Genomic DNA, 26,618 nt, shown 5'->3' on the forward strand with positions numbered 1-26,618 from the left:
CGTCGGGATCGGTCATACTCATCCCATGATCTACGGCGTCCTGGCCGCACTTTTCGCCTGCATCGCGTACGGCACCTCGTCGGTGTTGCAGGCCTACGGTGCCCGCAAGTCCAAGGGCGACGCCCTCTCGCGCGGCGAGACCGCGGGCCTGGAGACCGCGACGGGTGGGCCGACGTTGCGAGCGACGATGGCTGCGGTCCTCACCACGGCCTTCATCGCCGGTACCTGCCTCGACGTCGTCGGGTTCGCGGGCAACGCCGTGGGCTCGCGCTTGGCGCCGCTGTTCTTGTCGCAGACCATCGTCAGCGCGTACCTGGTGGTCACGGCGATCCTCGGGATCTTCGTCCTCGGCATCACGTTGCTGCCCCGCGACTGGATCGCGATCGGTGCGGTGGTCGCGGCCCTGTGCGCGATCGGGCTGTCGGCGGATCAGGACGGCCACGGACACGACGGCACCTGGTTCCACTGGGGTGTGCTGATCGCGGCGGTCGTGTTGTTCGCGATCTCGTCGGCACTCGTCCGGTGGCTCGGATCCCGCGCCGCCATCGCTGCCGGACTGTGTGCCGGTGCGATGTTCGGCGTGGTCGCGGTGTCGGTGCGCATCCTGCACGGCATCTCCGACTTCGACATCGTCGAGATCCTCAGCGACCCGGCCGCATACGCCATCGCGCTCGCCGGGGTCGGTGGTTATTACCTCAACACAGTTGCGCTGCAACTCGGTTCGGTGAACTCGGCAACGGCCGCGGTGGTGGTCGGCGAGACGGTCATCCCGTCGATCATCGGCATCATCTGGCTCGGCGACGATGCGCTACCCGGTCGCACCTGGCTGGCAGTGGTCGGTTTCGTGGTCGCGGTGGCCGGTGCGATGGTCATCGCCTGGTCGGGAGCCGCCCAGGCGGCCAACGAGGCAGAGGCCGGTGTGGATGCGAGGACCTGACCTCTCGGTGACGGTCGTTCAGCGTTTCGGGGGTGCCGAGTACGAGGCTGCCCAGCGCGCATTCGGTCAGCTCGTCGACACCGGCGAGTTCGGCGAAAGCCGCGGTGTCGCAGTAGCCCTGGGCGACGGTACCCAGCCCCATGTCGGTGGCGACCAACGACATCGTCTGCGTGAGCACCCCGACATGTTTGAGCATCACCGCGTAGGGGATCTGCTCGTAGGTCCACATGATCCGACCGACGCGGGCCGCGAAGACGAAGAGGATCTGCGGTAGTTGGCCGCCGGAGAGGGTGAGCGACGACGGGGTCAGCAACCGGCCGATCGCGGCATGCTCGATGCCGGTGACCGGACGCAGGACGTGGTCGAACGAGTCGTAGTGATACATGCCTGCAGACAATCCCTGGCATTCGCGTACAACGGGATACACCTCGAGTTCGTACAAACCCCCGCCGGATGGATACGGCCGGGACGGAAATTCCTCGGTGCCGATCACCCGCAGCTCGCGGTTGCGGTGCGTGCGATAGAGGAACTCGCCGAGCTGGTCGAGGGTCGGGGTCGAGGTGGTGTCGAAGTCGCGACACGATCTCCGATCCTCGATGGCGCTGGTGAGGGCATCCCCGGTGACGCGGAGTTCGTCGAGGTCCACGTCCTTCAGTGCGACCGCCGGACCCGGATATTCCGGCTTGCGCGCAGGTAGTGGGGGATACGAGCCCGCCGCCCACTTGGTCGGGCCGAACCGTCCCCAATCCTTGGCGCGTACACCGAAGGTGCTCTTGCGGTGAAACCACAACTCGTGGGCGCCCCAGCTACGGGTGGCGAACCCGGACTCTTCGGCGTCGTCCTGCGTGGTGAAACCCGCCCACGTCAGGTCTCGGGCGAGTTCGGCCACAACCGGGGGTACCGGCCGATCGACCCCGGGCAGCCCGGTGAGCACCGCCAGCACACCCGCGTCGTGGATCTCGATGTCGCACCACGACAACGGATGTTCGGCCACGCACCGACCGTCGACCCGATGGATCACCGTGAACTTCGAGAGCTGTTCCACGGCAGTGCACTCGTGCGAGACCGGCGGCCGGGGCGGGGGAGTGTCGAAGGGCCGCAGCGTGTACAGATCGGCGCCCGCCCACCGCATCGTGACCGTGAGCAGCCCCTGACCGACCAGTTGGTCGAGGATCCCGGTCACCGCAGGATCAGCCCCTGCACCCGGAAGTTCGCTCAGGGCCGGTCGACCCCTGCCCAGAGCTTTGAGTGTCTGCATCTGTGCCGGCGTCAGTCCGGTCAGTCGCTGCTTCGCGGGCAACAGCACCGCAACGCCTCCGGAAGCGGTCATCGCGGACGCCCCCGCACGGAAGGCGTAGGCGAACTCGTGGCCGGTCACCGGTGCTGCCGTCACTGCGCGGCGTTCTCGAATGCGGGGGTCATCTTCTCCAGTACGAACGGAAGCGACAGCGGGGACGGCTGATTGATGGCGCTGACCTCGGCAACACTGAGTTCGGCAACGGCATTCTTCTTCACCGAGGTGAGATTCGAATAGCCGGGCAATGTCTTCATCTTCTCGTTGAGGGCCGGTGAGTTGGCGGCGAGGATCATCATGTCCGACTGCAGTTCCGGGACGTTCTCGGTGGAGATCGGGAACCGTGGCTGCCCGTCGCGTTCGAAGATCTTCTGAAGCTCCGGCGCCATGGTCATGCCCATCGAGGTGAACACCTCTGCCGCGCCGTCGGCGGGATCACCGAAGACCTGGATCTGGTCGTTGCTGAGTATCCAGGCGAGTGCGAAGCTCTTGCCCTGCAATCCCGGATTGGCTTTCTTGATCCCGTCGATCTTGCTGTTGACGCCATCGATGATCTGCTGCGCCTTTTCGGGCTCCCGGAGCACGGTGCCCATGAAGACGACCATTTCCTCCCAAGGGTCCACCTGCTTGCCGGTGATGGAAGGGATTGTCGGGGCCAGCTTGCTCAGCTTGGCGAAGGTCTCTGTCTGGTCGCCGAAATCCGTCGAGACGATGAGGTCGGGATCCACGGCCGCGACCTGGCTGGCCACGTCGCGCGAGGGATCGATGGCCTCGGAGGATTCGAGTCGGTCTCCGACCCAGGGCGTCGGGGCCTTGGTCAGCAGTTCCACGTTGTCGAGGTACGCGACGGGGGTGACGCCGAAAGCCAGTGCCACATCGGTCCATTGGGTACCGATGGTGACGATGTTCTCGGGGACGCCGTTGATCGTGACCTGGCCCATCGGGGTGTTCACCTGGATGGGTGCCCCGTTGTCCTTGTCCTCGTCCGGTGAACTGCAGGCCGTGACAGCGAGAGTCAGCGCCGCGAGGAGGGCGAGCACTACGGTCAGGCGGTTGGAACGGGCTCGCATGGATCCATCTCTCTTGATCATTTCCAGTAGGCCTGGGACTTGACCGATGTCTTGGGGAGTTTGCTCCTGAGTGACTTCGTGATGTCTCTGGTGGTGTAGAACTCGCAGGCCACCCATCCGAACGCGCCCGGGGCAACCGCCAACTGTGCGGCCGTGTCGCGCAGGGCTTGTCCTTTGGTGCCGCGCTCGACCCACTCCACGGTGGTCGCGGGCGTCGCTTTCAGAGGAAGGTTCTTGTCCGATTCGTGCTGCCACTCGAGCCAGACCCGGGCAGGGACATCGCCGATCGCGTCGAGCAGGGAATTGATCGCGGGCACGGCGGCCGGATCGCCGAAGATGACGTACTCCGACGGAGCCGGGTCGGGGATCGCGAACTTCGAGCCCATGACGGTCGCGCCGATGGTCTCGCCGACGTCGGCGGCCACGGCCCAGTTCGCGGCAGGACCGTCGTGAATCGCGAACTCGATGTCGAAGGTGTCGGCCGTCTCGTCCGGGTCGACCAGGGTGTATCCGCGCTGCTGTTGCTTGTCGCCGTTCGGTATCCACAACCGGATCCACTGGGTCGGGTGGCGGTCGTGGTGACCGAGCAGTCCGCCGGCCTGGAAACTGATCCGGAGGTAACTGTCCGTGACCTGCTGTTTGCCGGTCACGGTCAGTACGTAGTCGTCTGCGCCGAGTGCCTTGAGTACCAGCCCTTGTAGTCCCCTGCTCATGACGGTGAGCTTAGCCTAAGCTCTACGCCGCGAGAATCCTCGGACAGCGCGAAGTCGGTGTACTCATTCCGGCGGGCGAGGCGTGCTCTAATGGCCCGATGCAGCAGTCGGACGATGACGACGTGACCCAGGAGATCGGTCCCTGGGAATCGGGCGAACCGCAGGAGGAAGACGCGGCGTCGGCGGGCATCAACTCTGCGACGGTGCTGGTCGCCGTGGGTGTATCGGCGATCATCGCCGCCCTGATCGTCACCGTCGGTCTCGTCGGCATCCTGCTGCTGCACAGCAACTGACCGACCGCGGGCGCATCGTCGGCTTGCGTGGGCCATGCCGGCACCGTAATTTAGTTGTAGCCCTACAACTAACTACCAATGCCTGGGGGCGCCTCCATGACGGCAGAAGTGACCACAGGTCGGATGAGCAGTGACCACCCCGGCTACAAATGGGTGGCACTGACCAACACCACGCTCGGGATGCTGCTGGTGACGGTCAACAGCTCGATTGTCATCATCTCTTTGCCGGCCATCTTTCGTGGGATCGGTCTGAACCCCCTCGAACCCGCCAACGTCAGCTACCTGCTCTGGCTGCTGATGGGGTTCTTGCTCGCGTCGGCGGTGCTGGTCGTCACCTTCGGTCGCCTCGGCGACATGTACGGACGCGTCAAGATCTACAACCTCGGATTCGTCGTCTTCAGCGTCTGTGCGGTCATGCTGTCCATCGATCCCTTCGTCGGCGACCTCGGAGCCATCTGGCTCATCGCCTTCCGAGTGATCCAGGGGGTGGGCGGTGCCATGCTGATGGCGACCTCGGCGGCCATCGTCACCGACGCGTTTCCCTCGCGACAGCGAGGAATGGCGCTGGGAATCAACATGGTTGCTGCTGTGGCCGGATCGTTCATCGGGCTGATCGTCGGTGGGCTGCTCTCGGAATGGCACTGGCGCGCGGTGTTCTGGGTGAGCGTTCCGCTCGGCATCGCCGGAACGCTGTGGAGTATCCGGTCGCTGCGAGAGGTGGGTAGCCGCAACGCGGGAAAGCTGGACTGGCCGGGCACGATCCTCTTCGGAATCGGATTGACCGTGCTGTTGACCGCCATCACGTACGGCATCCAGCCGTACGGCGACAAGGCAACCGGATGGACCAGTCCGTGGATACTCGGTGGTGTCGCCGCCGGAGTGCTGTTGCTCGTTGCCTTCTGCGTGGTCGAGACGAAGGTCGCCGACCCGATCTTCGACGTCAAGCTCTTCAAGGTCCCAGCCTTCGGTCTCGGCAACCTCGCGGGTTTGATGAACGCGATCGGCCGCGGTGGACTGCAGTTCATGCTGATCATCTGGCTGCAGGGCATCTGGCTCCCGCTGCGCGGCTACGACTTCGAGTCGACACCACTGTGGTCGGCGATATTCCTTCTGCCGTTGACGGTCGGCTTTCTGGTGAGCGGCCCGGTAGCCGGCTGGCTGTCCGACCGATACGGCGCCCGATGGTTCTCCGCGGGCGGATCGCTGATCGTGGCGGCGACGTTCATTGCGCTGCTGCTCATACCGGTCGACTTCGACTACTGGCTGTTTGCACTGCTCATCTTCCTCAACGGCGTCGGGTCCGGGCTGTTCGCATCCCCGAACACCGCGGTCATCATGTCGAGTGTCCCGGCCCGGCAGCGTGGGGCGGCATCGGGAGTGCGAGCGACCTTCATGAACTCGGGCAACGCGTTGTCGATCGGTGTCTTCTTCTCGCTGATGGTGGTCGGCCTCGCCCAGCATCTGCCGTCGGCGTTACGCGACGGGCTGATGACCCACGGCGTCTCTGCGGCAGCCGCGGGACAGACCGCAGACCTGCCACCCGTCGGGAGTCTGTTCGCGGCGTTCCTCGGGTACAACCCGATCGAAGAACTGCTCGCCGACAGCGGGGAATTGTCCCGGCCTGCGGTTGACGCCGACACCCTCACCGGCCAGAGCTTCTTCCCGCACCTGATCTCCGAACCCTTCCATGACGGCTTGGTCGTGGTGTTCGTCGCAGCCGCGGTGATGATGGTGATCGCGGCGGTGGCCTCGGCCGTGGCGCCGGTAACCTATGTGGACGACGACCTGGCGCGGACCGATGACGACGGCTCCGTCGCCGCCGCGCAACTGACGGGAAAACGGTGATGGATCTGCAGGGAGCATCGGCCGCTTCGGTGTACCGCGACCTGGCGCGGGTCGTCCGATCGCTGCGGTCGCGGACCGGTCAGAACTCCCAGCCGCTCAGCTCCCTGTCGGCGCTGTGGGTCCTCATCGACACTGCTCGACCGATCCGGCTGTCGGAACTCGCGGAGCGCGAAAACGTGACGGTACCGACGATGTCGCGCATCGTGACAGGACTCGAACGGGACGGACTCATCGCGCGGACCGCGGACCCGGACGACGGCCGGGCCAGCCTCCTGGCGGTGACCGAGGCAGGTGCCGACCTGATCAAGGGCAGCAGATCCCGCCGGGTGCAGGCCCTGGAGACGGCTCTCGAGGGTCTCGACGAGGCCGAACGTGAAGTGCTGGGCCGCACCCTGCGCAAGGTGGCCGACGAACTTGCCGAGCGCCCCGAGCAGACCTAGACTCGGCTGCGCAGCTCTACACCACGTCGATGATGACCGGCGCGTGATCGCTGGCGCCCTTGCCTTTTCGTTCCTGCCGGTCGATCTCGGCGCCGCTCACCCGGCTCGCGAGCGCCGGTGAGCACAGGCTGAAGTCGATGCGCATGCCTTCCTTGCGAGGAAAACGCAGCTGCGTGTAGTCCCAGTAGGTGTAGACCCCGGGTCCAGGAGTGTAGGGCCGCACGACGTCCGTGAAGCCCACCTCGGTCATTGCGTTGAAGGCGGCGCGCTCGGGCTCGGACGTGTGTGTCTTGTCTGCGAACAGGGCCGGATCCCACACGTCGTCGTCGGTGGGGGCGATATTCCAGTCCCCGCTGAGGACGATCTCGGCGGTGGGGTCGTCGGCGAGCCACTTGGCGGAGGTATCACGCAGTGCAGCAAGCCATTCGAGCTTGTACGTGTAATGGGGGTCGGTGAGGGTGCGGCCGTTGGGGACGTACAGGCTCCAGACCCGCACCCCGCCGCAGGTGGCACCGATCGCACGGGCCTCGATCGCGGGGTCCACCTCGGCGTCCTTGCTGAAACCGGGCTGGTTCTCGAAGCTCGACTCGATGTTCTCGAGACCGACACGGGACGCGATCGCGACGCCGTTCCACTGGCTGAAACCGACCGTGGCGAGCTCGTAGCCGGCGGCGGCGAAGCCCATCTCGGGGAACTGCTCGTTCTTGCATTTGGTTTCCTGCATGGCCAGGACGTCGATGTTTGCCCGTTCGAGCCAGTCGACGACCCGTTCGCTGCGGGCGCGGATGGAGTTGACGTTCCAGGTGGCGATGCGAAGCATGACTTCGAGTTTTTCACACTGCCTTCGCGGACGCGGGCCGCGCCCGGCAGAGGCCCGGGTCAGGGGCGTAAGCTGGTCGGATCGGGACCTATCAGGTTCCCAATCAAGGGATCGCCACATGGCCGACAAGTCGCCACGTCAAGGTATGACCAAGAAATCCGGTAAGTCCCTCAAAGAAAAACGTGCGATCAAGAAGGGGAAGGCAGACGCCGCCCCGGGCGAGACCATCTTCACCGGCAACAAGAAGCGCTGACTTGCCGAAAACCGCTGAAATACCAACTCTTTCGATCGGAATACTGGCTCACTCAGCGAAGGAGAACGAGCGACGTCTGCCCATCCACCCGCGGCATTTCGAGAAGATCAAGCACGGACTGCGCTCGTCGATCCGCCTCGAGCACGGTTACGGCGAGCACTTCGGTGTCACAGATGACGATCTGCGGCCACTCGTGGCAGGCATCGGCACGCGCTCGGAGCTCATCGCCGAGTGCGATGTGATCCTGCTGCCCAAGGTGCAGGCCGAAGACCTTCTCGAAATGCGTGTGGGGCAGACTGTTTGGGGTTGGCCGCACTGCGTGCAGGACGCCAGGCTCACCCAGGTCGCCATCGACCGGCGGCTGACCCTCATCGCCTTCGAGGCGATGAACCACTGGACTGAAGACGGCGGATTCGCGCTCCACGTGTTCCACAAGAACAACGAGCTCGCCGGATACTGCTCGGTGCTTCATGCACTGGAGTTGGCAGGGAAAACCGGTGACTACGGTCGCCGGTTGCGGGCCACCGTCATCGGATTCGGTGCCACTGCGCGCGGCGCGGTGACCGCACTGAACGCGCACGGCGTCGACGATGTGCATGTCTTGACGAACCGCGACGTAGCAGCGGTCGGTTCACCGATCCACTCGACGCAGATCGTGCAACTCGAATACGGCGATCCCCGGGACCCGCACAGCATGTGGGCCGAGACGCCGTCGGGACGACTCCCGGTCGCCGAGTTCCTGGCGGGCAACGACATCATCGTCAACTGCGTTCTGCAGAACACCGACACGCCGCTGACATTCCTCGACGAGACAGATCTGCCGGGGTTCCCGCCGGGAACCCTGATCATCGACGTCTCGTGCGATGAAGGTATGGGTTTCAGCTGGGCCCTGCCGACGACGTTCGAAGCTCCGGCATTCACCGTGGGCAACGGCGTGCTCTACTACGCGGTCGATCACAGTCCCTCATACCTGTGGGACTCGGCGACGTGGGAGATCAGCGAGGCCTTGCTGCCGCACCTGCTGTCAGTTCTGGCCGGACCGGACCAGTGGGATCAGGCGCCGACGATCTCGCGGGCGATCGAGATCCGGGAGGGTGTCGTCCAGAATCCGAGTATCCTGTCGTTCCAGCAGAGGTCAGAGACGTTTCCGCACGCGTTCCTCGAAGATCCTGTCGCCGCGGTGACCTGATCGTGCACCCGGTGACGCACCACCCGTCGCAATGTTCGGGCGGGCGGTGCGAAATCGGCCGGATTTGCGAACAGAAAGTACGAAACACGTCGGAAAAGCCGATCTAACACGACGGTTTCAGTTGCTGGCTATCGTTGCGTATGACTGAAACAGCCGCCTCCTCCGAGTACTTGGAGAAACGACAACTCCGTAAAGGCACCGCCGGGTGGGTCCTGCTCGCGGGACTTGGGGTGAGCTATGTGATCTCGGGTGATTACGCCGGCTGGAACGCGGGACTACTCGAAGGTGGCTTCGGTGGCCTGCTCATCGCCGCCGTCGTCATCGCGGCGATGTACCTCGCGATGGTCCTGGGCATGGCCGAGATGTCGTCGGCACTGCCGGCCGCGGGCGGTGGTTACACCTTCGCCCGAAGAGCGCTGGGTCCGTGGGGTGGTTTCGCCACCGGCACGGCGATACTCATCGAATACGCGATCGCGCCGGCCGCCATCGCCACCTTCATCGGCGGCTACGTCGAATCGCTCGATCTGTTCGGGATCTCCGACGGGTGGTGGGTGTACCTCGCCGTCTACGTCATCTTCATCGGAATCCATCTCGTCGGCGCCGGCGAAGCGCTGAAGGCGATGTTCGTCATCACCGCGATCGCGCTGGTCGGTCTGGTCATCTTCGGCATCGCCGCGATCAGCCACTTCGACGCCGCATTGCTCACCGACATCGCACCCGATGCGGACGCCGCGGGCTCGTCGGACTTCCTGCCGTTCGGTTACCTCGGGGTGTGGTCGGCGATTCCGTTCGCCATCTGGTTCTTCCTGGCGATCGAAGGCGTGCCGCTGGCGGCCGAAGAAGCAGAGAATCCGGAGAAGAACGTGCCGCGCGGCATCATCGCTGCGATGGGCGTCCTGTTGCTCACCGGTGCGCTGGTGCTGTTCATGGCCACCGGCGCACTTGGTGCGCAGGGCGTCGGTGAATCGGTGAATCCGCTGGTCGACGCGATCGACGGCACCGCAGCCACCGTCGTCAACTACGTCGGTCTGGCCGGACTGATCGCGAGCTTCTTCTCCATCATGTACGCGTACTCGCGGCAGCTGTTCGCGCTGTCGCGGGCCGGCTACCTTCCGCGGGCGCTCTCGGTGACCAACACTCGCAAGGCGCCCACCTGGGCGCTGATCATCCCGGGCATCATCGGGTTCGCGCTGACCTTCACCGGTGAGGGCGCGATTCTGCTGAACATGGCCGTCTTCGGTGCGGCCCTGAGTTACGTGCTGATGATGGTCAGCCACATCGTGCTGAGGGTTCGCGAGCCCGACATGCACCGGCCCTACCGCACCCCCGGTGGCATCGCCACCACCGGTTTCGCTCTGGTCATCGCGGTGGTCTCGGTGATCGCCACCTTCCTCGTGGACACGACCGCAGCGCTGTGGTGTCTGGTCGCGTTTGTCGCCTTCATGGCGTACTTCGGTCTCTACAGTCGTAAGCACCTGGTTGCGAACTCGCCTGACGAAGAGTTCGCGATGCTCGCCGCAGCCGAAAGCGATGTGGGATGAACCGACGATGAGCCGTTATCAGCACACCTTGGCTGGGACCACCTACGCCTTCGACGGCCTCGTCGAACTGATGGCAAAAGCGACACCGGCGCGCAGCGGTGACGAACTGGCGGGGTGTGCCGCCGAGTCCGATACCGAGCGGGCCGCGGCGCAGTGGGCGCTGGCCGATGTGCCGCTGACGGTGTTCCTGAACGAAGCGGTGGTTCCTTACGAGAGCGACGAGATCACCCGGTTGATCATGGATACCCATGATGTGCAGGCCTTTTCGCCGGTCAAGGCGATGACGGTCGGGGGATTGCGGGACTGGCTACTCGAGGTTGCGTCGGGCCCCGCCGATGTTGCTGCGGCCACGTTGACCGCTGTCTCGCACGGGTTGACCCCCGAGATGGTGGCGGCAGTCTGCAAGCTCATGCGCAACCAGGATCTGATCGCGGTGTCGCGGGCGGTGAGCGTGGTCTCGGCGTTTCGGACGACGATCGGGCTACCGGGCACACTCGCCACCCGGCTGCAACCGAACCATCCGACCGATGACCCGACCGGGATCGCAGCAGCGACGCTCGACGGACTGCTGCTCGGCTGCGGGGATGCGGTGATCGGGATCAATCCGGCGACCGACTCGCCGCACGCCACGTCGGAGTTGCTGCATCTGCTCGACGACATCCGGCAGCGGTACGAGATCCCGGTGCAGTCGTGTGTGCTCTCGCACGTGACGACGACGATCGGGCTGATCGAGGCGGGTGCCCCGGTGGACCTGGTGTTCCAGTCGATCGCCGGGACCGAAGGCGCGAACAAGGGTTTCGGTGTCGACATCGCCATTCTCCGAGATGGTAACGAGGCGGGGAAGTCGCTGCATCGCGGCACCGTCGGTGACAATGTCATGTACCTCGAGACGGGCCAGGGTTCGGCGTTGTCGGCAGGTGCCCACATCGGTACCGGTGGCAAGCCGGTGGATCAGCACACCCTCGAGACCCGAGCGTATGCCGTTGCGCGCGAGCTGGATCCGTTGCTGATCAACACCGTTGTCGGGTTCATCGGGCCGGAGTACCTGTTCGACGGCAAGCAGATCTTGCGCGCCGGACTCGAGGACCACTTCTGCGGCAAACTGCTGGGTCTGCCGATGGGGGTGGATGTCTGCTACACCAACCACGCAGAGGCCGATCAGGACGACATGGACAATCTGCTGACCCTGCTCGGCGTCGCGGGGGTGCCGTTCGTGATCACCGTGCCCGGTGCCGATGATGTGATGCTCGGCTACCAGAGCCTGTCGTTCCACGACGCGCTGTATGCCCGTCGCACATTGGGTTTGAAGCCGGCCCCGGAGTTCGAGGCCTGGCTCGACCGGGTGGGGATGCTCGGCGCCGATGGTCGGGTCCTGGATCTGCAACCCGAGTCGTCGCCTCTGCGCAGCCTCACCGGGCCGGTGTCCTGATGAGTGAATTGTGGGATGCCCTGCGTCTGCGGACCGCAGCACGAATCGGGTTGGGCCGCACCGGGGATTCGCTGCCGACCACTCGGGTACTGGAGTTCGCGGCGGCCCATGCTGCAGCGCGCGATGCGGTCCACCAGCCGCTCGATGCCGACGCGCTCGCCGTAGCGGTGGGTCAGCTGGAGTTGGGTTCGCCGATCGTCGTGACGAGCCAGGCAGGTGATCGGAGCGAGTACCTGCGCCGACCAGATCTGGGTCGGTCCCCGGCTGATCTGAGTGAGCTCGCGGAGGTGGATGCCGATGTGGGCTTCGTCCTCGCCGACGGACTTTCGCCGATCGCGTTGTCCGAACATGCGACCGGCCTGTTGTCCGCACTCAAAGACGTGCTTGCGCACAAATATTCGTTCGCGCCACCGGTGATCGCGACCCAGGCCCGGGTTGCCCTCGGTGATCACATCGGAGCCGCCCAGAAGGTCGGAACGTTGATCGTGATCATCGGGGAGCGCCCCGGTCTGTCGGTCGCCGACAGCGTCGGCATCTACCTGACGCACCTACCACGACCGGGACGCGCAGATTCTGAACGGAACTGCATCTCCAACATCCACCCACCCGGAGGGCTGGGCTACGCCGATGCTGCTCGGGTGTGCGCGGCCTTGATCGAGGGTGCTCGCCAATTGGGCCGCAGCGGAGTCGATCTCAAAGACAACAGTCGCGCCATCGCTGAAGGTGCCTGAAATTTCGGGGTGGACCTAGAGACCCGGGCCTTCGGCGCGCAGTGCGTCGACGTCGTCCATCGCCGATCGTAGTTTGCCCAGCCACTCCTCGGTGTGTTCGCCGACGAGTTTGACCGACCACGCGAGTGCGTCTGCCCGCGAGCGGGCGACTCCGGCGTCGACGAGCGTGTCGAGCACCTGGCGTTCTGGCTGTCGCAACCGCGTCATGACCGGAACGGCGATGTGGGTGTACAGGATTCGCTGATCGCCCACCCGGACGCCCCAGGAAACCTTGCGCGCGTATCGGGCCTGGGCCTCGTCGGCGATGGCCATCCGTTCACCGCGGGTGTCCTCGCGGAAGCGTGATGCTCGACCTTCTGCCGCGGCGGTCGCGGTGCTCTCGTCGGATTCCGGGGCAGTCAAGGTGCCGATGACGGTGATCTCGTCGCGGTCGACGGTGACCTCTGCGGTGCCCTCGAACCAGTCGTCGGGCAGTCTGCCGGCGAACCAGCCGGATGCGTCGGACGCGTCGGGTAGTTCTGCCTGCTGCCAGCCTCCGCGGCGTCCGCCGCCTGGTCCGCGTGATCCTTTGTGTGTGCTTTTCATCTTCACTCCTTTGTAGTGATTACATGATTACACCGTTGCATTGATTCGTCACTCGAGTTCGCTGTGGGCGGAGGCCGCCGTCGCGGACAGAAGGGTCGTCTAGGGTGAAATTGTGGCCACAACCTGGGACGATTCCACCGCGGGTCTCTTACGGCTGCCATCGGGACGGACTGTCCGCGGACGAGGATTACGTCACGGGATACCCACAGGCCCCGACCCCGACTTCGGGCTGTACTTACTCGGACACGAACCGCCCGCGGTCGATTGGCCGAGCCGCTGGCTGAGGTGGCGCGACTTCTGGCTCCCGGCCGATCGCGTCGACGCGGCAGACGCGTTCCGGGAGGCGTGGTCGCGGTCGGAGGGGGAGAGGGCCGAGATCGCGTGTCTGGGCGGACGAGGGCGGACGGGTACCGCGCTGGCGTGCATCGCCGTGATCGATGGGGTGCCTGCTGCCGAAGCCGTCGCGTACGTCCGGGCTCACTATTCGCCGTCTGCGGTCGAGACACCCTGGCAGCGCCGCTACGTCGCCCGCTTTCCGTAAAAGCACACCGTTGAGTCATGTGCACACGTTGCAACGTGTGCACATGACTCAACTGTGTGCATCTGTGGTCAGGGGTATTCGACGTACCCGTAGCTGTGATGTAGACCAAAACCCATGCGGCGATACCAGTCTCGCGCGTGGGTGTTGCCGGTCTCCACCTGTAGGTAGGTGTGCGACGCGCCGTTGTGGGCGCCCCAGCTCTCCAACGCCGAGGTGACCGCCCGGCCCAGTCCTCGGCCGCGATGATCCGCCGACGTCCACAACGCTGAAAGGCCCAGCCAGACATCGTTGTCGAGTCCCGTGGTGACGGCGCCCCTGCCGATGGAGAGCAGCGCGCCCTCGTCGTCGCGGACGGTCGCGAAACCGAGCTGCCCGCCGTCGACCGCTCCGACCACGGCTGCCGCGACCGCGCGGTCTGCACCATCGCGCTGACCGACGTACGCGGCGACCCACTCGTTCGAGGGCGTCTCGTCGATCGCCACGTCCACCCCACTGTCCGACGCAGCCGATCCCACCGGCGCCACCAGGACGTCGACGTCGATCACATAGTCAGCGGGGGAGACGTGGGCACCGGGGAGCAGTCGCGTGACCGCCGCGATCCTGAGCGGCAGACCCCGAACCCGGTACCACTGGCTCAGTCGGTCCATCGTCTGCGCATCGAGTCGTGCGCCCATCTCCAACGGCACCGCGGAGTTCGCCCGGCGGGTGAAACCGCCCCCCGCCCGCGCCAGCCAACCATCGATCCATTCCGATTCGACGCCGGGCCACCCGCGCGCCGCGGCGACCTCGAGCGACCTGATCTGCGAGTTGCGCACCGGTCTGTCGGAGAGCACCTTCACCGCGACGACGAGATCCTTGGACACGACGACGCGGTCGGCGCCGCGAAGGATCACCAGGTCAGGACTCTCGCTGTCGAGCACACCGGTGACGTCGCTCAGGGTCGCCGACTCGTCGGCGCGCCAATCGGCGGGCGCCCCCGGCCCCTTCCGGAACCGCACGACCACCCGATCACCAGGTGACGGTGTCACTCGTCGTCATCCGTGACGAAGTCACTCGTCGTCATCCGTGACGAAGTCACTCGTCATCATCATCGTGTCCGAAGGGGTCGGTGTCTTCGCCTGGTTGCCAGCTCAGCCCGGGCACACCCCACCCGTTGCGTTTGATGGCCTTCTTCGCGGCGCGGGCGTTGCGGCCCATGAGCACGTCCACGTAGAGGAAGCCGTCGAGGTGACCTGTCTCGTGCTGCAGCATCCGGGCGAAGAAGTCTTTGCCCTCGATCTCGACCTTGTCGCCGTTGCGGTCGACGCCGGTGACCTTTGCCCAGTCGGCGCGGCCGGTCGGGAACTGTTCACCCGGCACCGACAGGCAGCCCTCGTCGTTGTCGTCGGGGTCGGGCATCGTCTCCGGGATCTCGGAGGTCTCCAGAACGGGGTTGATGACCTCGCCGCGCCGCCGCACGCCGCCGCGGCCGTTGCCTTCGGGGCAGTCGTACACGAAGAATCGGCGACCGACTCCGACCTGATTCGCCGCCAGTCCGACGCCGTTGGCGGCGTCCATGGTTTCGTACATGTCGTCGAGGAGCGCCACCACGTCGGCGGGGGGCTTGCCGGCCTCGTCCAGTGCGACGGATTCAGTGGGATTGTGCAGCACCGGATCACCGACGATGCGGATGGGAAGAATTGCCATGAGGGTCAGATTACTCGGCAAGCCATCGCGCGAATTCCTTTGGCGGCGTGGTTAGATGTACTGCGAACCACACTGTTGTAATTCACGCCGTTGATATCGACAAGCGACGTGTGGCGATGGGGTGGAGTAGGACCGATTCTCAAGGGAGCGAGATGGACGGCGCAACCGCGCGAGACCAGAAGCAATCCGGGCAGGCGGACAACGCGAACCAAGACCACGCAGAGCTCGGTCCAGGCGAGGTTGGGGCCGACGGGTTGACCCGGCGTGAGCACGACATCTTGGCCTTTGAGCGGCAATGGTGGAAGTACGCCGGGGCGAAAGAAGAAGCAATCAAGGAACTGTTCGGTCTGTCTGCGACTCGGTACTACCAGGTTCTCAATGCTCTGGTCGATCGTCCCGAATCGCTCGCGGCCGATCCGATGCTCGTGAAGCGGCTCCGGCGTCTGCGAGCCAGTAGGCAGAAGGCCCGGGCGGCCCGGCGTCTCGGATTCGACGTCACCTGACTCGTCCGAGAATTGTCGTGCGGTCGTCAAGTTTCGTAAGGTGGGCGCAATGACCAAGTCCGAGCCTCCACACCTGCCGTTTCGCGCGGGCGCCATGTTGCTGCTCGCGATCGCCGTGGTCTTCATCGGGCTGGGCTGGCACTCAGCCGCCACCGGTGATTCAGATCCGGAGGCAGGCCTCGAAGCGGCGCAGAGTCGTCAGCCGACATCCTCATCCTCCGAGGCGCCGACGTCGTCCAGCGCGACAACCAGTGCTTCGACCAGTACGTCGGTGGATCCGGATCGTCCTCAGGTGTGCGTGTTCAACGCCGGGGCGATCGGTGGCCTCGGCCAGACGTATGCGAGACAGGTCGAAGACCTGGGCTGGGACACTGCGACCCCGGCCAACCTGCAGTCGGCCAGCATCACCGAGAACACTGTCTTCTACAGCTCGGGCCAGCAGGACGCGGCGGAGCAGCTCGCCGAAGACCTCGGGGGCGACGTCTCGGTGGACCCCCGCCCGTCCGCGTTCGACGAGTGCCCGCGGGGGTTGCCGCTGATCGTGGTCACTCGTTGACGACTCCGGACCACGGCTCAGCTATGCGGTCGGCGGCGCCTCGAGTTCAACCAGTTATGATTTCGCTGACCTACTACCGACGGTAGAACCGGCGACACGCCCGACCACAAGGGAGCCCAACCATGGCGCAGCGCTCGCTCAAGAACTTCACCACCGTGCGGCGGACTGCTGCGTTGGTGACACCGGTCGCGGTGGCCGCGTTCCTGTTGGCAGGCTGCAGTCCCGATGAGAATCCGACCGATGCCAAAGGCACGCAGCCCAGTGTCGTCACCGGCGACCGGGCACCTGTCGACGTCGGCGGCGTCGGGCAACCGAGCGAGGGCGGCGAGGCAACGGCGACGCTGCGTCAGCCCAACGGGCAGCCTGCCGGCGAGGCGAGCTTCGAGAGCAGTGAGGGCTCGGTGATCGTGACCGTGAAGGCCGAGAACCTCGCGCCGGGCTTCCATGCGATGCATCTGCATGCGGTGGGCAAATGTGAACCCAACTCGACGGCACCCTCGGGCGGCGCGCCGGGCGACTTCCTCTCCGCCGGCAGCCACCTGCAGGTCGACGGCAACACCAGTCATCCGGCCAGCGGCGACCTGGTGTCCATCTACATCAACGAAGAGGGTAACGGCGAAACCGTCACCGCCACGGATGGTTTCGACATCCAGCAGATCCTCGAGACCGCGATCGTGATCCACGAGAAGCCCGACAATTTCGGCAACATCCCGACCAAGTACGCCCCGGCGCCGGATGAAGAGACGCTGATGACCGGGGACGCCGGCAAGCGGATCGCCTGCGGTGTGATCGAAGAGAGCTGACATAAACCGCGATCGAAGAGAGCTGACATAAACAACGTCCGTTCGATCGAGTTCAACTCCTCACCGAAGCCGACCATCGGTGTCGAGTGGGAGTTCGCGCTCGTCGACAAGGAGACGCGCGATCTGTCGAACTCGGCTGCTCGGCTCTTCGAGCGGGTCAGCGAACTCGACAACCCGAGTTCGGGCGATCGCATCCACAAGGAGTTGCTCCGGAACACGGTGGAATTGGTCACGGGCATCTGCCGCAACACCGGCGAGGCGATCGCCGACCTGTCGGAGTCGCTCGCCGTGGTCCGTGGGATCGCAGACGATATCGGCGTCGATCTCTTCGGCGCGGGTACGCACCCGTTCGCGCAGTGGTCCACTCAACAGCTCACGCCCGGGCACCGGTACGCCGAGCTGATCGAGCGGACCCAGTGGTGGGGTCGGCAGATGCTGATCTGGGGTGTGCACGTCCATGTCGGGATCAACCACCGCGACAAGGTGTTACCGATTGTCTCGTCGCTGTTGAACCAGTATCCGCATCTGCTCGCGCTGTCCGCGTCGTCGCCGATGTGGTCCGGCCAGGACACCGGGTACGCCAGCAACCGCGCGATGATGTTCCAGCAGTTGCCCACTGCCGGGCTGCCTTTCCAGTTCCAGCAGTGGAGTGAGTTCGAAGCGTTCGTCGGCGATCAGATGCACACGGGCATCATCGAGCACCTGAACGAGATCCGCTGGGACATCCGCCCCTCGCCGAACCTCGGCACCGTGGAGATCAGGGTGTGCGACGGGGTGTCCACGATCTCCGAACTCGCCGGACTGGTGGCCTTGATCCACTGCCTCGTCGTCGATCTGGACCGACGCCTGGATGCCGGGGAACAACTGCCGGTGATGGCTCCCTGGCTGGTTCAGGAAAACAAGTGGCGCGCAGCGCGTTACGGACTCGACGCGATCATCATCACCGACAGCGACTGCAACGAGCGACTGGTCACCGACGATCTGACGGACATGTTGACCCGTCTCGCACCGATCGCCAAGGATCTCGACTGCGTCGACGAACTCGCGTCCGTGGCGTGGATTCCACTTCGAGGTGGCTCGTATCAGCGACAGCGCCAAAAGTTCGCCGAGACCGGCGACATGGTCGCCGTCGTCGATTCGATCGTCACCGAGCTCGCGCGCTAGAGCCCGATGTTGGTGGGTTCTGGCGACCGCCACCAGCGGAGACACCCGCCAAAAGCCACCACGATCGGGATGGCTCAATCGCTGAACGTGCGCCTGCGCCACCACTGATCGACCTGTCCCAGTTCGGTTTCCGGCTCTGCGGCAGTCAGCCACTCACCTTCGATCCGATACCAGTTCGCGGTGGCGCCCAGTTGGCCGAGCATGGCGCAGGTGTAGAACTCCACCCGCCGGGCCATCAGATGCTCCTCCGGGAACCGTTGTTCGCGGGCATGTCCGCCGTAGTCGGTCGCCGGGTGGACGGCCGCGATCATAGTGGTGTTCGCGATCTGCGGGGTGATGGTCAGTGGCTCGTCGTTCATGTGCCACCAGGTGGAGTCGCGGACGTAATCGAGCACGTCCTCGTCGGTGATCGACTCCTCGTTGACGAGGACGCCGCCGCGACGCAGAACGCTCGCGACCCCGGCCGCATCACCCGCCCTGGCTGCGATCAGCGACTGCTGCTCGAGTTTCAGCGAGCCCTTCGACATGGTCTTGCTCGAACCGAAGTCGAGGAACGCGACACGGCCGTCGTCGGCGAGGATGACGTTGCCGGGATGGGGATCACCGCAGAACGTGGCGTCGGTGTGGATGCTGCCGCAATAGAACCGGTAGATCACCTCGCCGACCTGGTCCCGCGTCTCGACATCGAGTCCGGCGACCTCGGCGAGCCCGATGCCCGTGACGAGTTCCGTGGTGAGCACCCTGGTGCTGCAGAGGCTTTCGATCACGTCGGGGATCTGGATGAACGGATGCCCTGCGTATCGGATCGACAGCCGGCGTTGATTGTCGGCCTCGGCCTCGTAATCCAGTTCGGCGAGGATGTTGCCCGTGATCTCGCGGACAAATGACTGCGGATCGACGGTCGGCAGCAATTTCTTGTACAGCCGCAGGGCGATCGCCAGATTCTTGAGGTCGGCGCGGACCACCCGGTCGATGCCCGGATACTGCACTTTCACCGCCACCGCGCGGCCGTCGGTCAGCGTGGCGCGGTAGACCTGACCGATCGAGGCAGCGGCGATCGGTTCGGGATCGATGTCGGCGAACTCGGACATCGTCGGACCCAGCTCGTCTTCGAGCACCCCGAGCATCGTCGCGTTGGAGACGTGAGGTGCGTTGTCGCGCAGGATGGCCAGCTTCTGGTTGAACGCGCCACGCGCCGACCTCGGCACCATGTCGAGATCGAGGAGGGACAGGAATTGCCCCACCTTCATCGCGGCGCCCTTCATCGACCCGAGCACGGTGATCAGTTCGTCGGCGGCGGCCAGCGCGTCCTGTTCCGCGCGCAGGCGCCGCTCATCAGGGGAACCACCGAGTGTCACCGCCCGCGAACGGACCCGCCTGATCGCGGAGTGCGCGGCGACCTTGCCCAGTTCTCCGCCGCGGCGGAGTTGGGAGGCGGACAACTCGTCGTCGGCACTCACCGCGGGTCGACCTTCATGGGTGGGCGGATGTCATCAGTCGGTGCGCGGCGATTCGACGTCGTCGGAATCGATGAGGTCGTCGCGGATGCGTTGCTCCTGATAGGCCAGCTTGCCGACCCGGTGCGCGATGACCGGCGCCGTGAGGAGCGCGAAGATGCCCGACAGCACCAACATGCCGAAATCGATGGTGTCCCAGAGGCGGACGCCCGCGCCGAGGAGGACCAGGATCAGGCCGAGGGTCTGCGGTTTGGTGGCGGCGTGCATCCGCGTCATGGTGTCGGGAAACCGCAAGATGCCGATCGACGCGGTGAACGCCATGGTGGATCCGGTCAGCATGAGTACCGCGACCACGATGTCAGCGATCATGGTCGGCCACACCTTCGTTGTCCCGGACCCGGAATCGGGCGACCGCCACGGACCCGACAAAACTCAACAGCGACAGCGCGACGATTCCGGACACCACCGTCGAGTCCTCCGAGTAGGCGGCCCAGACGGCGAGCGAACACATGGCGACAGCCACCGCGGTGTCGAGGGCGACGAGGCGGTCCAGTGTGTTGGGTCCGATCAGCATGCGGGCGGTGGTGAGGACCGACGCGGCCAGCAACAGACCTGCCGCGATCATCCATACGTAGGCCATCAGATACCTCCACGTGGGTAATCGCCGGCGCTGAGGTCGTCGTCGATGCCGTGATAAGGGCTGGCCCGCCACTCATGGTCCCGCTCGAAGCCGCGAATGAACAGCCGCTCGATGGTTTCGATCTGCTTGTAGAAGGCCTTGACCTTCTCCGGCGAGCTCGCGTCGAACAGGTGCACGTAGAGCAGCCGACGGCTGTGATCGATCTCGACGACCATGGTGCCGGGGACGAGGTTGAGGTAGTCGACTGCGAGAGTCAGGACCATGTCCGATTTGATGGCGAGCCGGGCGCGCAATACGGCGCTCAGCGGGGGTTTGGCCGGTCGGACCGCGGCCCAGGCGACCTGTGCGCTGGAGATGAAGAACGCGGCGATGAGTCGGGCGGCCAACTCGAGGAGCGTGAGGGGATGGATGCGGCCTTCGACCGGCACCCGGGGCAGCGGCAACGCGATCAGCACCAGCAGTGCCACCCCGATTCCGGTGAAGACGTTCGCGAGATCGTAGGTGCCCCACAGCAGTACCCACACGAATGTCAGCCAGGTCACGTTCCACAGCCGGACCGCGACCTCGCGACGGTTGCCGCCGAACCACCGTTTGATCTGGATCTTGGCGCGGAACCAGAAGATGGTCCGGGCGATGTACCAGGCCAAGAAGATGACCGAGAAGCGCCAGGCGTTGACCAGCGCTGCCCGGATCGGGCCCCGCGGCGGGGGAGGCTGCGGTCGGGACTGGGTGGTGGGCTCATCGCTCATCTCACCGACCACCTCCCAGCACGGCGTCGAGGTAGATGCTGGAGTCCGTCAGGTCGGCAGCGGCCTGGTCGGTGAACTCGAAGATCGGGCCCGCCCACAGCGTCAGAATGATGCCCGCGCCGACCATCGCGATGGTCGGGATCACCATCCCGATCGGCATCCGGCCGACGTCGACACGGTCGTCGTACGCCACATCGTCGTCGTCGGCCCCGACGAGCGCGGCAGGCCCGGCGTCGGCGAGGTCGCCTTCAGGGGCGTCGGCGCGGGGACGCCAGAACGCCTTGGTCCAGACGCGGGCGACCACGTACAGGGTCAGCAGACTGGTCACGACGGACCCGGCCACGAGGGTCCAGGCCAGTACGCTGCCGTCCTGGACACCGGCTTCGATGAGCGCGACCTTGCCGATGAAACCTGAGAACGGCGGTATGCCACCGAGGTTGAGGGCCGGGATCAGGAACAGCGCGGCGAGCAGCGGACTGGCAGCCAGGCCGCCGAGTCGGCGCAGCGAGGCAGACCCCGCCTGTCGTTCGATCAGACCCACCACCAGGAACAGGGTCGTCTGCACGAGAATGTGGTGGGCCACGTAGTAGATGGCGCTCGAGAGTCCGAACTCCGTGGACAGGGCGATGCCGAAGATCATGTAACCGATATGGCTGACCAGTGTGAACGACAGCAATCGTTTGATGTCGGACTGGGCGATGGCACCGAAGATGCCCACCAGCATGGTCAGCAGTCCGGCGACTAGCAGGACCCGATCCATCGAGCCACCGGGGAACAGCAGGGTGTGCGCCCGGATGATCGCGTAGACGCCGACCTTGGTGAGCAAACCCGCGAACACTGCGGTGACCGGCGCCGGGGCGGTCGGATAGGAGTCGGGTAACCACGTCGACAGGGGGAACACCGCAGCCTTGATGCCGAACGCCACCAGCAACACGGCGTAGAGCGCGCCCTTCGTCCCATCGGGGACGTCCTCGAGGCGCACCGCCATCTCGGCGAGGTTCAGGGTCCCGGTGGCCGCGTACGCGAAGGCGATGCCCGCGAGGAACACCAGCGACGACACCATCGACACCATCACGTAGGAGACGCCCGCACGCACGCGATCGGCGCTGGCGCCGAGGGTGAGCAGCACGAAACTCGCGGCGAGGAGCACCTCGAACGAGACGAACAGATTGAACATGTCGCCGGCGAGGAACGCGTTGCAGACGCCCGTGCACAGCAGTAGATAGGTCGGCAGGAAGATCGACACCGGCTGTTCGCTGGTGCCGTCACGGATACCCTGGCCGACCGCGTAGAGCATGACGCAGAGCAGGACGGCCGTCGACACGACCAGCATCAGGGCCGAGAGCTGGTCGGCCACCAGGGTCACACCGAGCGGCCCGAGATCGCCGCCCTTGGAGTCCCAGCCCCCGATGTGCAGGGCGTACGTGCCGTCGCGATTGGTGAGGTACAGCAGCAGGCAGGCCGCGACGAAGGCGATCGTGATCGCGGACACGGTGACCAACCGCTGAAAACGGGGGTAGCGCCCCATGATCAGGGTCAGGACGGTCCCGATCATCGGGACCAGCACGGGGGTGACGATGAGGGTGGGGAACCATGCGTTCGACAGTGTCATCGCGGCGCACCCCCTTCGGTGTCCTCGTCGATCGCGGGTTGCTCGTCGGTGTCGGTCTCTCGGTCGTCGCCGAGTTCGTGGCGATCCTCGATGTCGTCGGGTTCGTCAGGATCGGGCAGCACGTCGGTCTCGTGGATCTGCGCCCGCCTGGCCCGGATCTCCTCTTGCGTCACGGGATTGCCGTCGTCATCGAACAGATCGCCGCGGATGGTGTCCGACCCGGTGATCGGGTCGTCGCTGCGGTCCCGGTCTGGGGCGTCGAAATTGCGTTGCCGCTTGACCTTCAGATCCTCGGGGTCGTCGTCCACCTCGTCGTCGGTGTTGATCATGAAGCTGCGGTAAGCGAGTGAGAGCACGAAGGCGGCCACGCCCATGGTGATGACGATCGCCGTCAAGACCATCCCCTGCGCCAGTGGATCGGCGTCGGCGCTGCGTTCGTCGGAGGTCCGGCCGATGATCGGGGGATTGCCCATCGCGCCGGCCACGGTGACGATGAGCAGGTTGATCGCGTTGCCCACCAACAGCAATCCGAGCAGCATCCTGATGAGGCTGCGCTCGAGGAGCAGATAGACACCGCAGGCGGCCATCAGGCCGACCACGATCAGCAGACCGAGGTTGATGCTCACGACGCCGCCTCCTGCGACTCGCGGCGCCGCCGGGGAGCGTCCTCGTCGAGTCGGGCGCCGAGGCTGCGCAACACGTCGAGGACGAGTCCGACCACGATCAGGTACACGCCGAGGTCGAAGAACAACGCGGTGACGAGTTTGATGTCACCGAAGATCGGCAAGGTGAACTCGATGGTCGCCGACGACAGCGCGGGCGCTCCGAGTAGGACAGACGCGACCGCGGTGCCCACCGAGAAGCCAAGGCCCACGCCGAGAATGCGTCCTGCGTCGATCGGCAGCGCCTCGCCGAGCTCGTACCGTCCGCCTGCGAGGTAGCGGAGGACCAGTGCCAGGCCCATCGTCAGCCCGCCGGCGAAGCCGCCGCCGGGCGCGTTGTGACCTGCGTAGAAGAAGTACAGCGACAGCACGATCATCGTCGGGAAGATGATCCGGGTGGTTGCCTCGAGCACCATCGACCGGTGTCGAGGGTCGCGGAAGTTGCTGCCGCGCAACCAGGTCGTCCGTTCGCCGAACTGTTGCTTCCCGTCGGCTTCGGGTCGCGGGGTGCGGGCGCGGGTGGCGTCGGCGACTCGCGGCGCCGCACCGAAGCGTCGGTGCCGGAAGACCATCGATGCCACACCGGTCGCGGCGACCAGCAGGACCGACACCTCGCCGAGGGTGTCCCAGGCGCGGATGTCGACGAGCAGGACGTTGACCGCGTTGGAGCCGTCCCCGTACTTGTATGCCGCATTGGGCAGTTCGGATGCCATCGGCACGGTGGTTCGAGCCGCGGCGGCGAAGAGGCCGACCAGGACCAGCAACGCGCCGAACGCGAGACCGAGCAAGGCACGCAGCGGCTTGAACCCGGTGGCGTGCCGCGACTCGGCTTCTGCCGGCAGCTTGCGCAGGACGAGCACGAAGATGACGAGAGTCAGTGTCTCCACGAGGAACTGGGTCAGGGCCAGGTCAGGGGCGCCGTGCAGGGCGAACAGGACGCCGCAGCTGTAACCCGTGACGCCGACCACCAGAACGGCGGCCAGGCGGTTGCGCAGCACGGCCGCTGCGATCGCGGACGCGATCATGATGCCGCCGATGACCAGCTGCACCGGCGATTCGAAACCGTTCAGTTCCAGGCGATTGCGGGCGCCGGTGAACAGGACGACCGTCGGCAGCAACACCAGGGTCACGATGATGATCCCCTGGGTCAGGGGCAGGGAACCGCGCTGGGTGTTTCGAGTCAGGTTGATGGAGATGGTGTCGGCGCCGCGTAGGACGGCGTCGTAGATCCGGTCGGCGTTACCGAGTGCAGGTTTGACGAAGCCGAGGCGGCCCAACTCGCGAACCAGGGCGAACAGCGCGGTGCCGAACACGAGGGCGATGGCGGTCAGCAGCAGCGGCAGGTTGAAGCCGTGCCAGAGTGCGAGATGGACGAGTTCTTCGGAGCCGTAGCTGGTGACGGTGTCGGCGTAGGGCTCGAACCGCTTGCCGAGCAGACCCGACAGCGGGCCGGAGGCGATGCCTGCAACGGCGAGGAAGAGTGCGGGCAGCTGGAACGCGAGGTTCGGCTTGTGCATCTTGGCGACGGCTGGGCTGGGTTCGGCCTTGCGCTTGCGCCCGAACGCACCCCAGATGAACCGGAGTGAGTAGGCGACGGTGAGGATCGATCCGAGCAGCAGGACGATCACCACGACCGGTCCCTGCCAGGCACTGAGCGCCCCGGTGTCCCAGATCTCGGCGAAGGCGGTCTCCTTGCCGACGAATCCGAGGGTGAGCGGTATCCCGGCCATGCTGGCGGCGGCCAGGGCGGCAGTGACCGCGAGCAGCGGGGCCTCTTTGCCGAGGCGGGCGAGCTTGCGCAGGTCGCGCGTACCGGTCGAGTGGTCGATGATGCCGACGACCATGAACAGCGCCGCCTTGAAGAATGCGTGGGCCACGAGCATGGCGAGCGCGGCCATTGCCACATCGGCGTCACCGATGCCCACCAGCACCATCAGGAACCCGAGCTGCGAGACGGTGCCGAAGGCCAGGACCAACTTGAGGTCGTACTCGCGCAGGGAACGGAAACCACCGAGCAGCATCGTCGCCATACCCAACCCGACGACGAGGACGTGCCACGACACCAGGTCGGAGAACGCGGGTGCGAGCCGGGCGACCAGGAAGATGCCGGCCTTCACCATCGCGGCGGCGTGCAGATATGCACTGACCGGGGTCGGTGCAGCCATGGCGCCGGGCAGCCAGAAATGGAACGGGAAGATCGCGGACTTGCTCAGCGCGCCGACGAGGATCAGCACGATCGCGACCGTCACCGACCACCCGACGGGTGGGTTCGCGATGATCTCCGACAGTGAGTACGACCCGGCGGTCTCGCCGAGCATGATGATGCCGACCAGCATCGCCAGGCCACCGGCGGTGGTCACGAGCAGGGCCTGGGTCGCGGCGCGGCGACTGGTCGCACGGACCGCGTAGAAGCCGACGAGAAGGAACGACAGGACCGTCGTCAATTCCCAGAAGATGTAGAGCACGAGCATGTTGTCGCTGCAGACGAGCCCGAACATGGCGCCTGCGAAGGCGACCATCTCCCCGCCGAAACCGGCCACCCTACGTCGCGTCTCGCTGAAGTACTCGGCGCAGTAGCAGAGGACGAGGGCACCCACCCCGAGGACGAGGACGGACATGATCGCGGCCAGGGTGTCGAATCGCAGATCGATGTTCATCTGGAGCTCGGGGACCCAGGTGATGGACTCGGTGCGGATCCCGTCTGCCTCGTCGGGCCAGTTGGCGAAGACCCAGACGAGTCCTCCGAACGGTGCGAGGGCGAGTACGTAGAAACCGCGCCGGCCCAGCCACGTGATGATCCCAGGCGCCAGCGCAGCCGTGATGGCCAAGGCGGCCAGTACTGCGATCAAGGGGCACTCCGTCGATCAGGTGGGCGGGGTGTCGGGCGCGGAGAGAGGTGGCGGCGAACTACGCACCTACCATCGGTGCGAGAAGTCGCATTGAAGTGGTTTCGCCTCACTCTCCAGGTGTCCAGTCTACCGTTAGCGCTGCTAGGTGCCGTATTCGGGTGAGGACGACCCGGCTGACACAGCTCGCCGATGCCCGTCCGATTCCCGCCAGTCGAGCCCTTCGCAGCAGGTCACGTGAGGAACCGGCAGGTGTTCC

Annotated in this window: 28 protein-coding genes; 14 read left to right on the forward strand and 14 right to left on the reverse strand. The window is 65.5% G+C overall.

Annotated features, from left to right (window positions below):
* Window positions 1-25 precede the first annotated feature (25 nt).
* Window positions 26-937: a DMT family transporter gene (locus J3S28_RS18545; protein WP_207842220.1), complete on the forward strand. Its 912-nt coding sequence runs from the start codon at window positions 26-28 to the stop codon at window positions 935-937.
* Here the strand turns inward: J3S28_RS18545 and J3S28_RS18550 are convergent.
* From J3S28_RS18550 to J3S28_RS18560, 3 genes are read right to left on the reverse strand one after another with little or no spacing between them, the layout of a single operon-like run.
* On the reverse strand, window positions 870-2,330 hold the full coding sequence (locus tag J3S28_RS18550; protein ID WP_307797252.1) for a SagB family peptide dehydrogenase: 1,461 nt from the start codon (window positions 2,328-2,330) through the stop codon (window positions 870-872). The two genes, J3S28_RS18545 and J3S28_RS18550, sit on opposite strands and share 68 nt — an antisense overlap.
* Window positions 2,327-3,301 (reverse strand): ABC transporter substrate-binding protein, encoded by a 975-nt coding sequence (locus J3S28_RS18555; protein WP_207842221.1) that lies wholly within the window; start codon window positions 3,299-3,301, stop codon window positions 2,327-2,329. The genes J3S28_RS18550 and J3S28_RS18555 overlap by 4 nt, the downstream gene beginning before the upstream one ends.
* Window positions 3,302-3,318: 17 nt before the next feature.
* Window positions 3,319-4,014, reverse strand: a complete 696-nt coding sequence (locus J3S28_RS18560) for a siderophore-interacting protein (RefSeq protein WP_207842222.1) — start codon at window positions 4,012-4,014, stop codon at window positions 3,319-3,321.
* Window positions 4,015-4,112: 98 nt separating this feature from the next.
* Between J3S28_RS18560 and J3S28_RS18565 the strand changes: the two genes are divergently transcribed.
* The 3 genes from J3S28_RS18565 (at window position 4,113) to J3S28_RS18575 (ending at window position 6,592) form a co-directional block, all read left to right on the forward strand.
* Window positions 4,113-4,307, forward strand: a complete 195-nt coding sequence (locus J3S28_RS18565; protein ID WP_207842223.1) for a hypothetical protein — start codon at window positions 4,113-4,115, stop codon at window positions 4,305-4,307.
* Between the two features lie 96 nt (window positions 4,308-4,403).
* Window positions 4,404-6,152 (forward strand): MFS transporter, encoded by a 1,749-nt coding sequence (locus J3S28_RS18570; protein ID WP_237341784.1) that lies wholly within the window; start codon window positions 4,404-4,406, stop codon window positions 6,150-6,152.
* Window positions 6,152-6,592, forward strand: a complete 441-nt coding sequence (locus J3S28_RS18575) for a MarR family winged helix-turn-helix transcriptional regulator (RefSeq protein ID WP_207842224.1) — start codon at window positions 6,152-6,154, stop codon at window positions 6,590-6,592. The genes J3S28_RS18570 and J3S28_RS18575 overlap by 1 nt, the downstream gene beginning before the upstream one ends.
* Window positions 6,593-6,608: 16 nt before the next feature.
* On the opposite strand, the gene J3S28_RS18580 is transcribed toward J3S28_RS18575, so the two are convergent.
* Window positions 6,609-7,412 (reverse strand): exodeoxyribonuclease III, encoded by an 804-nt coding sequence (locus tag J3S28_RS18580; protein ID WP_207842225.1) that lies wholly within the window; start codon window positions 7,410-7,412, stop codon window positions 6,609-6,611.
* A 118-nt stretch (window positions 7,413-7,530) separates the two neighbouring features.
* Between J3S28_RS18580 and J3S28_RS28610 the strand changes: the two genes are divergently transcribed.
* From J3S28_RS28610 to eutC, 5 genes are all read left to right on the forward strand, one after another.
* Window positions 7,531-7,665, forward strand: a complete 135-nt coding sequence (locus J3S28_RS28610; protein ID WP_272874215.1) for a hypothetical protein — start codon at window positions 7,531-7,533, stop codon at window positions 7,663-7,665.
* A gap of 1 nt (window position 7,666) precedes the next feature.
* A complete protein-coding gene (locus J3S28_RS18585) occupies window positions 7,667-8,854 on the forward strand; it encodes a N(5)-(carboxyethyl)ornithine synthase (protein WP_207842226.1) in 1,188 nt (395 codons plus the stop codon).
* Between the two features lie 140 nt (window positions 8,855-8,994).
* Window positions 8,995-10,395, forward strand: a complete 1,401-nt coding sequence (eat, locus tag J3S28_RS18590) for an ethanolamine permease (RefSeq protein ID WP_207842227.1) — start codon at window positions 8,995-8,997, stop codon at window positions 10,393-10,395.
* 7 nt (window positions 10,396-10,402) lie between these two features.
* Entirely contained in the window at window positions 10,403-11,824 is a 1,422-nt protein-coding gene (locus J3S28_RS18595; protein ID WP_207842228.1) for an ethanolamine ammonia-lyase subunit EutB, read from the forward strand.
* The gene (gene eutC, locus J3S28_RS18600; RefSeq protein ID WP_207842229.1) at window positions 11,824-12,555 is read left to right on the forward strand and encodes an ethanolamine ammonia-lyase subunit EutC; all 732 of its coding nucleotides are present in this window, start codon (window positions 11,824-11,826) and stop codon (window positions 12,553-12,555) included. Before J3S28_RS18595 ends, eutC begins: the two co-directional genes overlap by 1 nt.
* A 15-nt stretch (window positions 12,556-12,570) precedes the next feature.
* Here the strand turns inward: eutC and abmR are convergent, their stop codons facing one another.
* Entirely contained in the window at window positions 12,571-13,140 is a 570-nt protein-coding gene (gene abmR, locus J3S28_RS18605) for an ATP-binding transcription factor AbmR (RefSeq protein ID WP_207842230.1), read from the reverse strand.
* Between the two features lie 112 nt (window positions 13,141-13,252).
* On the opposite strand from abmR, the gene J3S28_RS18610 reads away from it, so the two are divergent.
* Window positions 13,253-13,681 (forward strand): protein-tyrosine phosphatase family protein, encoded by a 429-nt coding sequence (locus tag J3S28_RS18610; RefSeq protein WP_207842231.1) that lies wholly within the window; start codon window positions 13,253-13,255, stop codon window positions 13,679-13,681.
* Between the two features lie 68 nt (window positions 13,682-13,749).
* Here J3S28_RS18610 and J3S28_RS28790 read toward each other — a convergent pair whose 3' ends face one another.
* Entirely contained in the window at window positions 13,750-14,709 is a 960-nt protein-coding gene (locus J3S28_RS28790) for an N-acetylglutamate synthase, CG3035 family (protein ID WP_207842232.1), read from the reverse strand.
* 46 nt (window positions 14,710-14,755) lie between these two features.
* The gene (locus J3S28_RS18620) at window positions 14,756-15,367 is read right to left on the reverse strand and encodes a peptide deformylase (RefSeq protein ID WP_207842233.1); all 612 of its coding nucleotides are present in this window, start codon (window positions 15,365-15,367) and stop codon (window positions 14,756-14,758) included.
* Window positions 15,368-15,519: 152 nt separating this feature from the next.
* Between J3S28_RS18620 and napA the strand changes: the two genes are divergently transcribed.
* From napA to J3S28_RS18640, 4 genes are all read left to right on the forward strand, one after another.
* On the forward strand, window positions 15,520-15,870 hold the full coding sequence (napA, locus tag J3S28_RS18625; RefSeq protein WP_084895097.1) for a nucleoid-associated protein NapA: 351 nt from the start codon (window positions 15,520-15,522) through the stop codon (window positions 15,868-15,870).
* A gap of 49 nt (window positions 15,871-15,919) precedes the next feature.
* Entirely contained in the window at window positions 15,920-16,426 is a 507-nt protein-coding gene (locus tag J3S28_RS18630) for a LytR C-terminal domain-containing protein (protein WP_237341785.1), read from the forward strand.
* A gap of 122 nt (window positions 16,427-16,548) precedes the next feature.
* On the forward strand, window positions 16,549-17,229 hold the full coding sequence (gene sodC / locus J3S28_RS18635; protein ID WP_207842234.1) for a superoxide dismutase[Cu-Zn]: 681 nt from the start codon (window positions 16,549-16,551) through the stop codon (window positions 17,227-17,229).
* A 27-nt stretch (window positions 17,230-17,256) separates the two neighbouring features.
* On the forward strand, window positions 17,257-18,393 hold the full coding sequence (locus J3S28_RS18640; RefSeq protein ID WP_207842461.1) for a glutamate--cysteine ligase: 1,137 nt from the start codon (window positions 17,257-17,259) through the stop codon (window positions 18,391-18,393).
* A gap of 74 nt (window positions 18,394-18,467) precedes the next feature.
* Here the strand turns inward: J3S28_RS18640 and J3S28_RS18645 are convergent, their stop codons facing one another.
* Genes J3S28_RS18645 through J3S28_RS18675 form a run of 7 tightly spaced genes read right to left on the reverse strand, consistent with a single transcriptional unit; the run spans window position 18,468 to window position 26,362 of the window.
* Complete coding sequence (locus J3S28_RS18645) at window positions 18,468-19,853, reverse strand: ABC1 kinase family protein (RefSeq protein ID WP_207842235.1); 1,386 nt, start codon at window positions 19,851-19,853, stop codon at window positions 18,468-18,470.
* A 33-nt stretch (window positions 19,854-19,886) separates the two neighbouring features.
* Entirely contained in the window at window positions 19,887-20,219 is a 333-nt protein-coding gene (gene mnhG / locus J3S28_RS18650) for a monovalent cation/H(+) antiporter subunit G (RefSeq protein WP_207842236.1), read from the reverse strand.
* Window positions 20,209-20,490, reverse strand: coding sequence for a monovalent cation/H+ antiporter complex subunit F (locus J3S28_RS18655; protein ID WP_207842237.1), 282 nt, complete (start codon window positions 20,488-20,490; stop codon window positions 20,209-20,211). Before J3S28_RS18655 ends, mnhG begins: the two co-directional genes overlap by 11 nt.
* Window positions 20,490-21,239: a Na+/H+ antiporter subunit E gene (locus J3S28_RS18660; RefSeq protein ID WP_207842238.1), complete on the reverse strand. Its 750-nt coding sequence runs from the start codon at window positions 21,237-21,239 to the stop codon at window positions 20,490-20,492. The genes J3S28_RS18655 and J3S28_RS18660 overlap by 1 nt, the downstream gene beginning before the upstream one ends.
* 1 nt (window position 21,240) lies before the next feature.
* Window positions 21,241-22,851 carry a Na+/H+ antiporter subunit D gene (locus J3S28_RS18665; protein ID WP_207842239.1) on the reverse strand — a complete coding sequence of 537 codons (1,611 nt, stop codon included), beginning with the start codon at window positions 22,849-22,851 and terminating at the stop codon, window positions 21,241-21,243.
* The gene (locus J3S28_RS18670) at window positions 22,848-23,477 is read right to left on the reverse strand and encodes a Na(+)/H(+) antiporter subunit C (protein ID WP_207842240.1); all 630 of its coding nucleotides are present in this window, start codon (window positions 23,475-23,477) and stop codon (window positions 22,848-22,850) included. The genes J3S28_RS18665 and J3S28_RS18670 overlap by 4 nt, the downstream gene beginning before the upstream one ends.
* Complete coding sequence (locus tag J3S28_RS18675; protein ID WP_207842241.1) at window positions 23,474-26,362, reverse strand: Na+/H+ antiporter subunit A; 2,889 nt, start codon at window positions 26,360-26,362, stop codon at window positions 23,474-23,476. Before J3S28_RS18675 ends, J3S28_RS18670 begins: the two co-directional genes overlap by 4 nt.
* Window positions 26,363-26,618: the final 256 nt, after the last annotated feature.

The sequence above is a fragment of the Williamsia soli genome (assembly GCF_017377795.1).
GTDB classification, from domain to species: Bacteria; Actinomycetota; Actinomycetes; order Mycobacteriales; family Mycobacteriaceae; genus Williamsia; species Williamsia soli.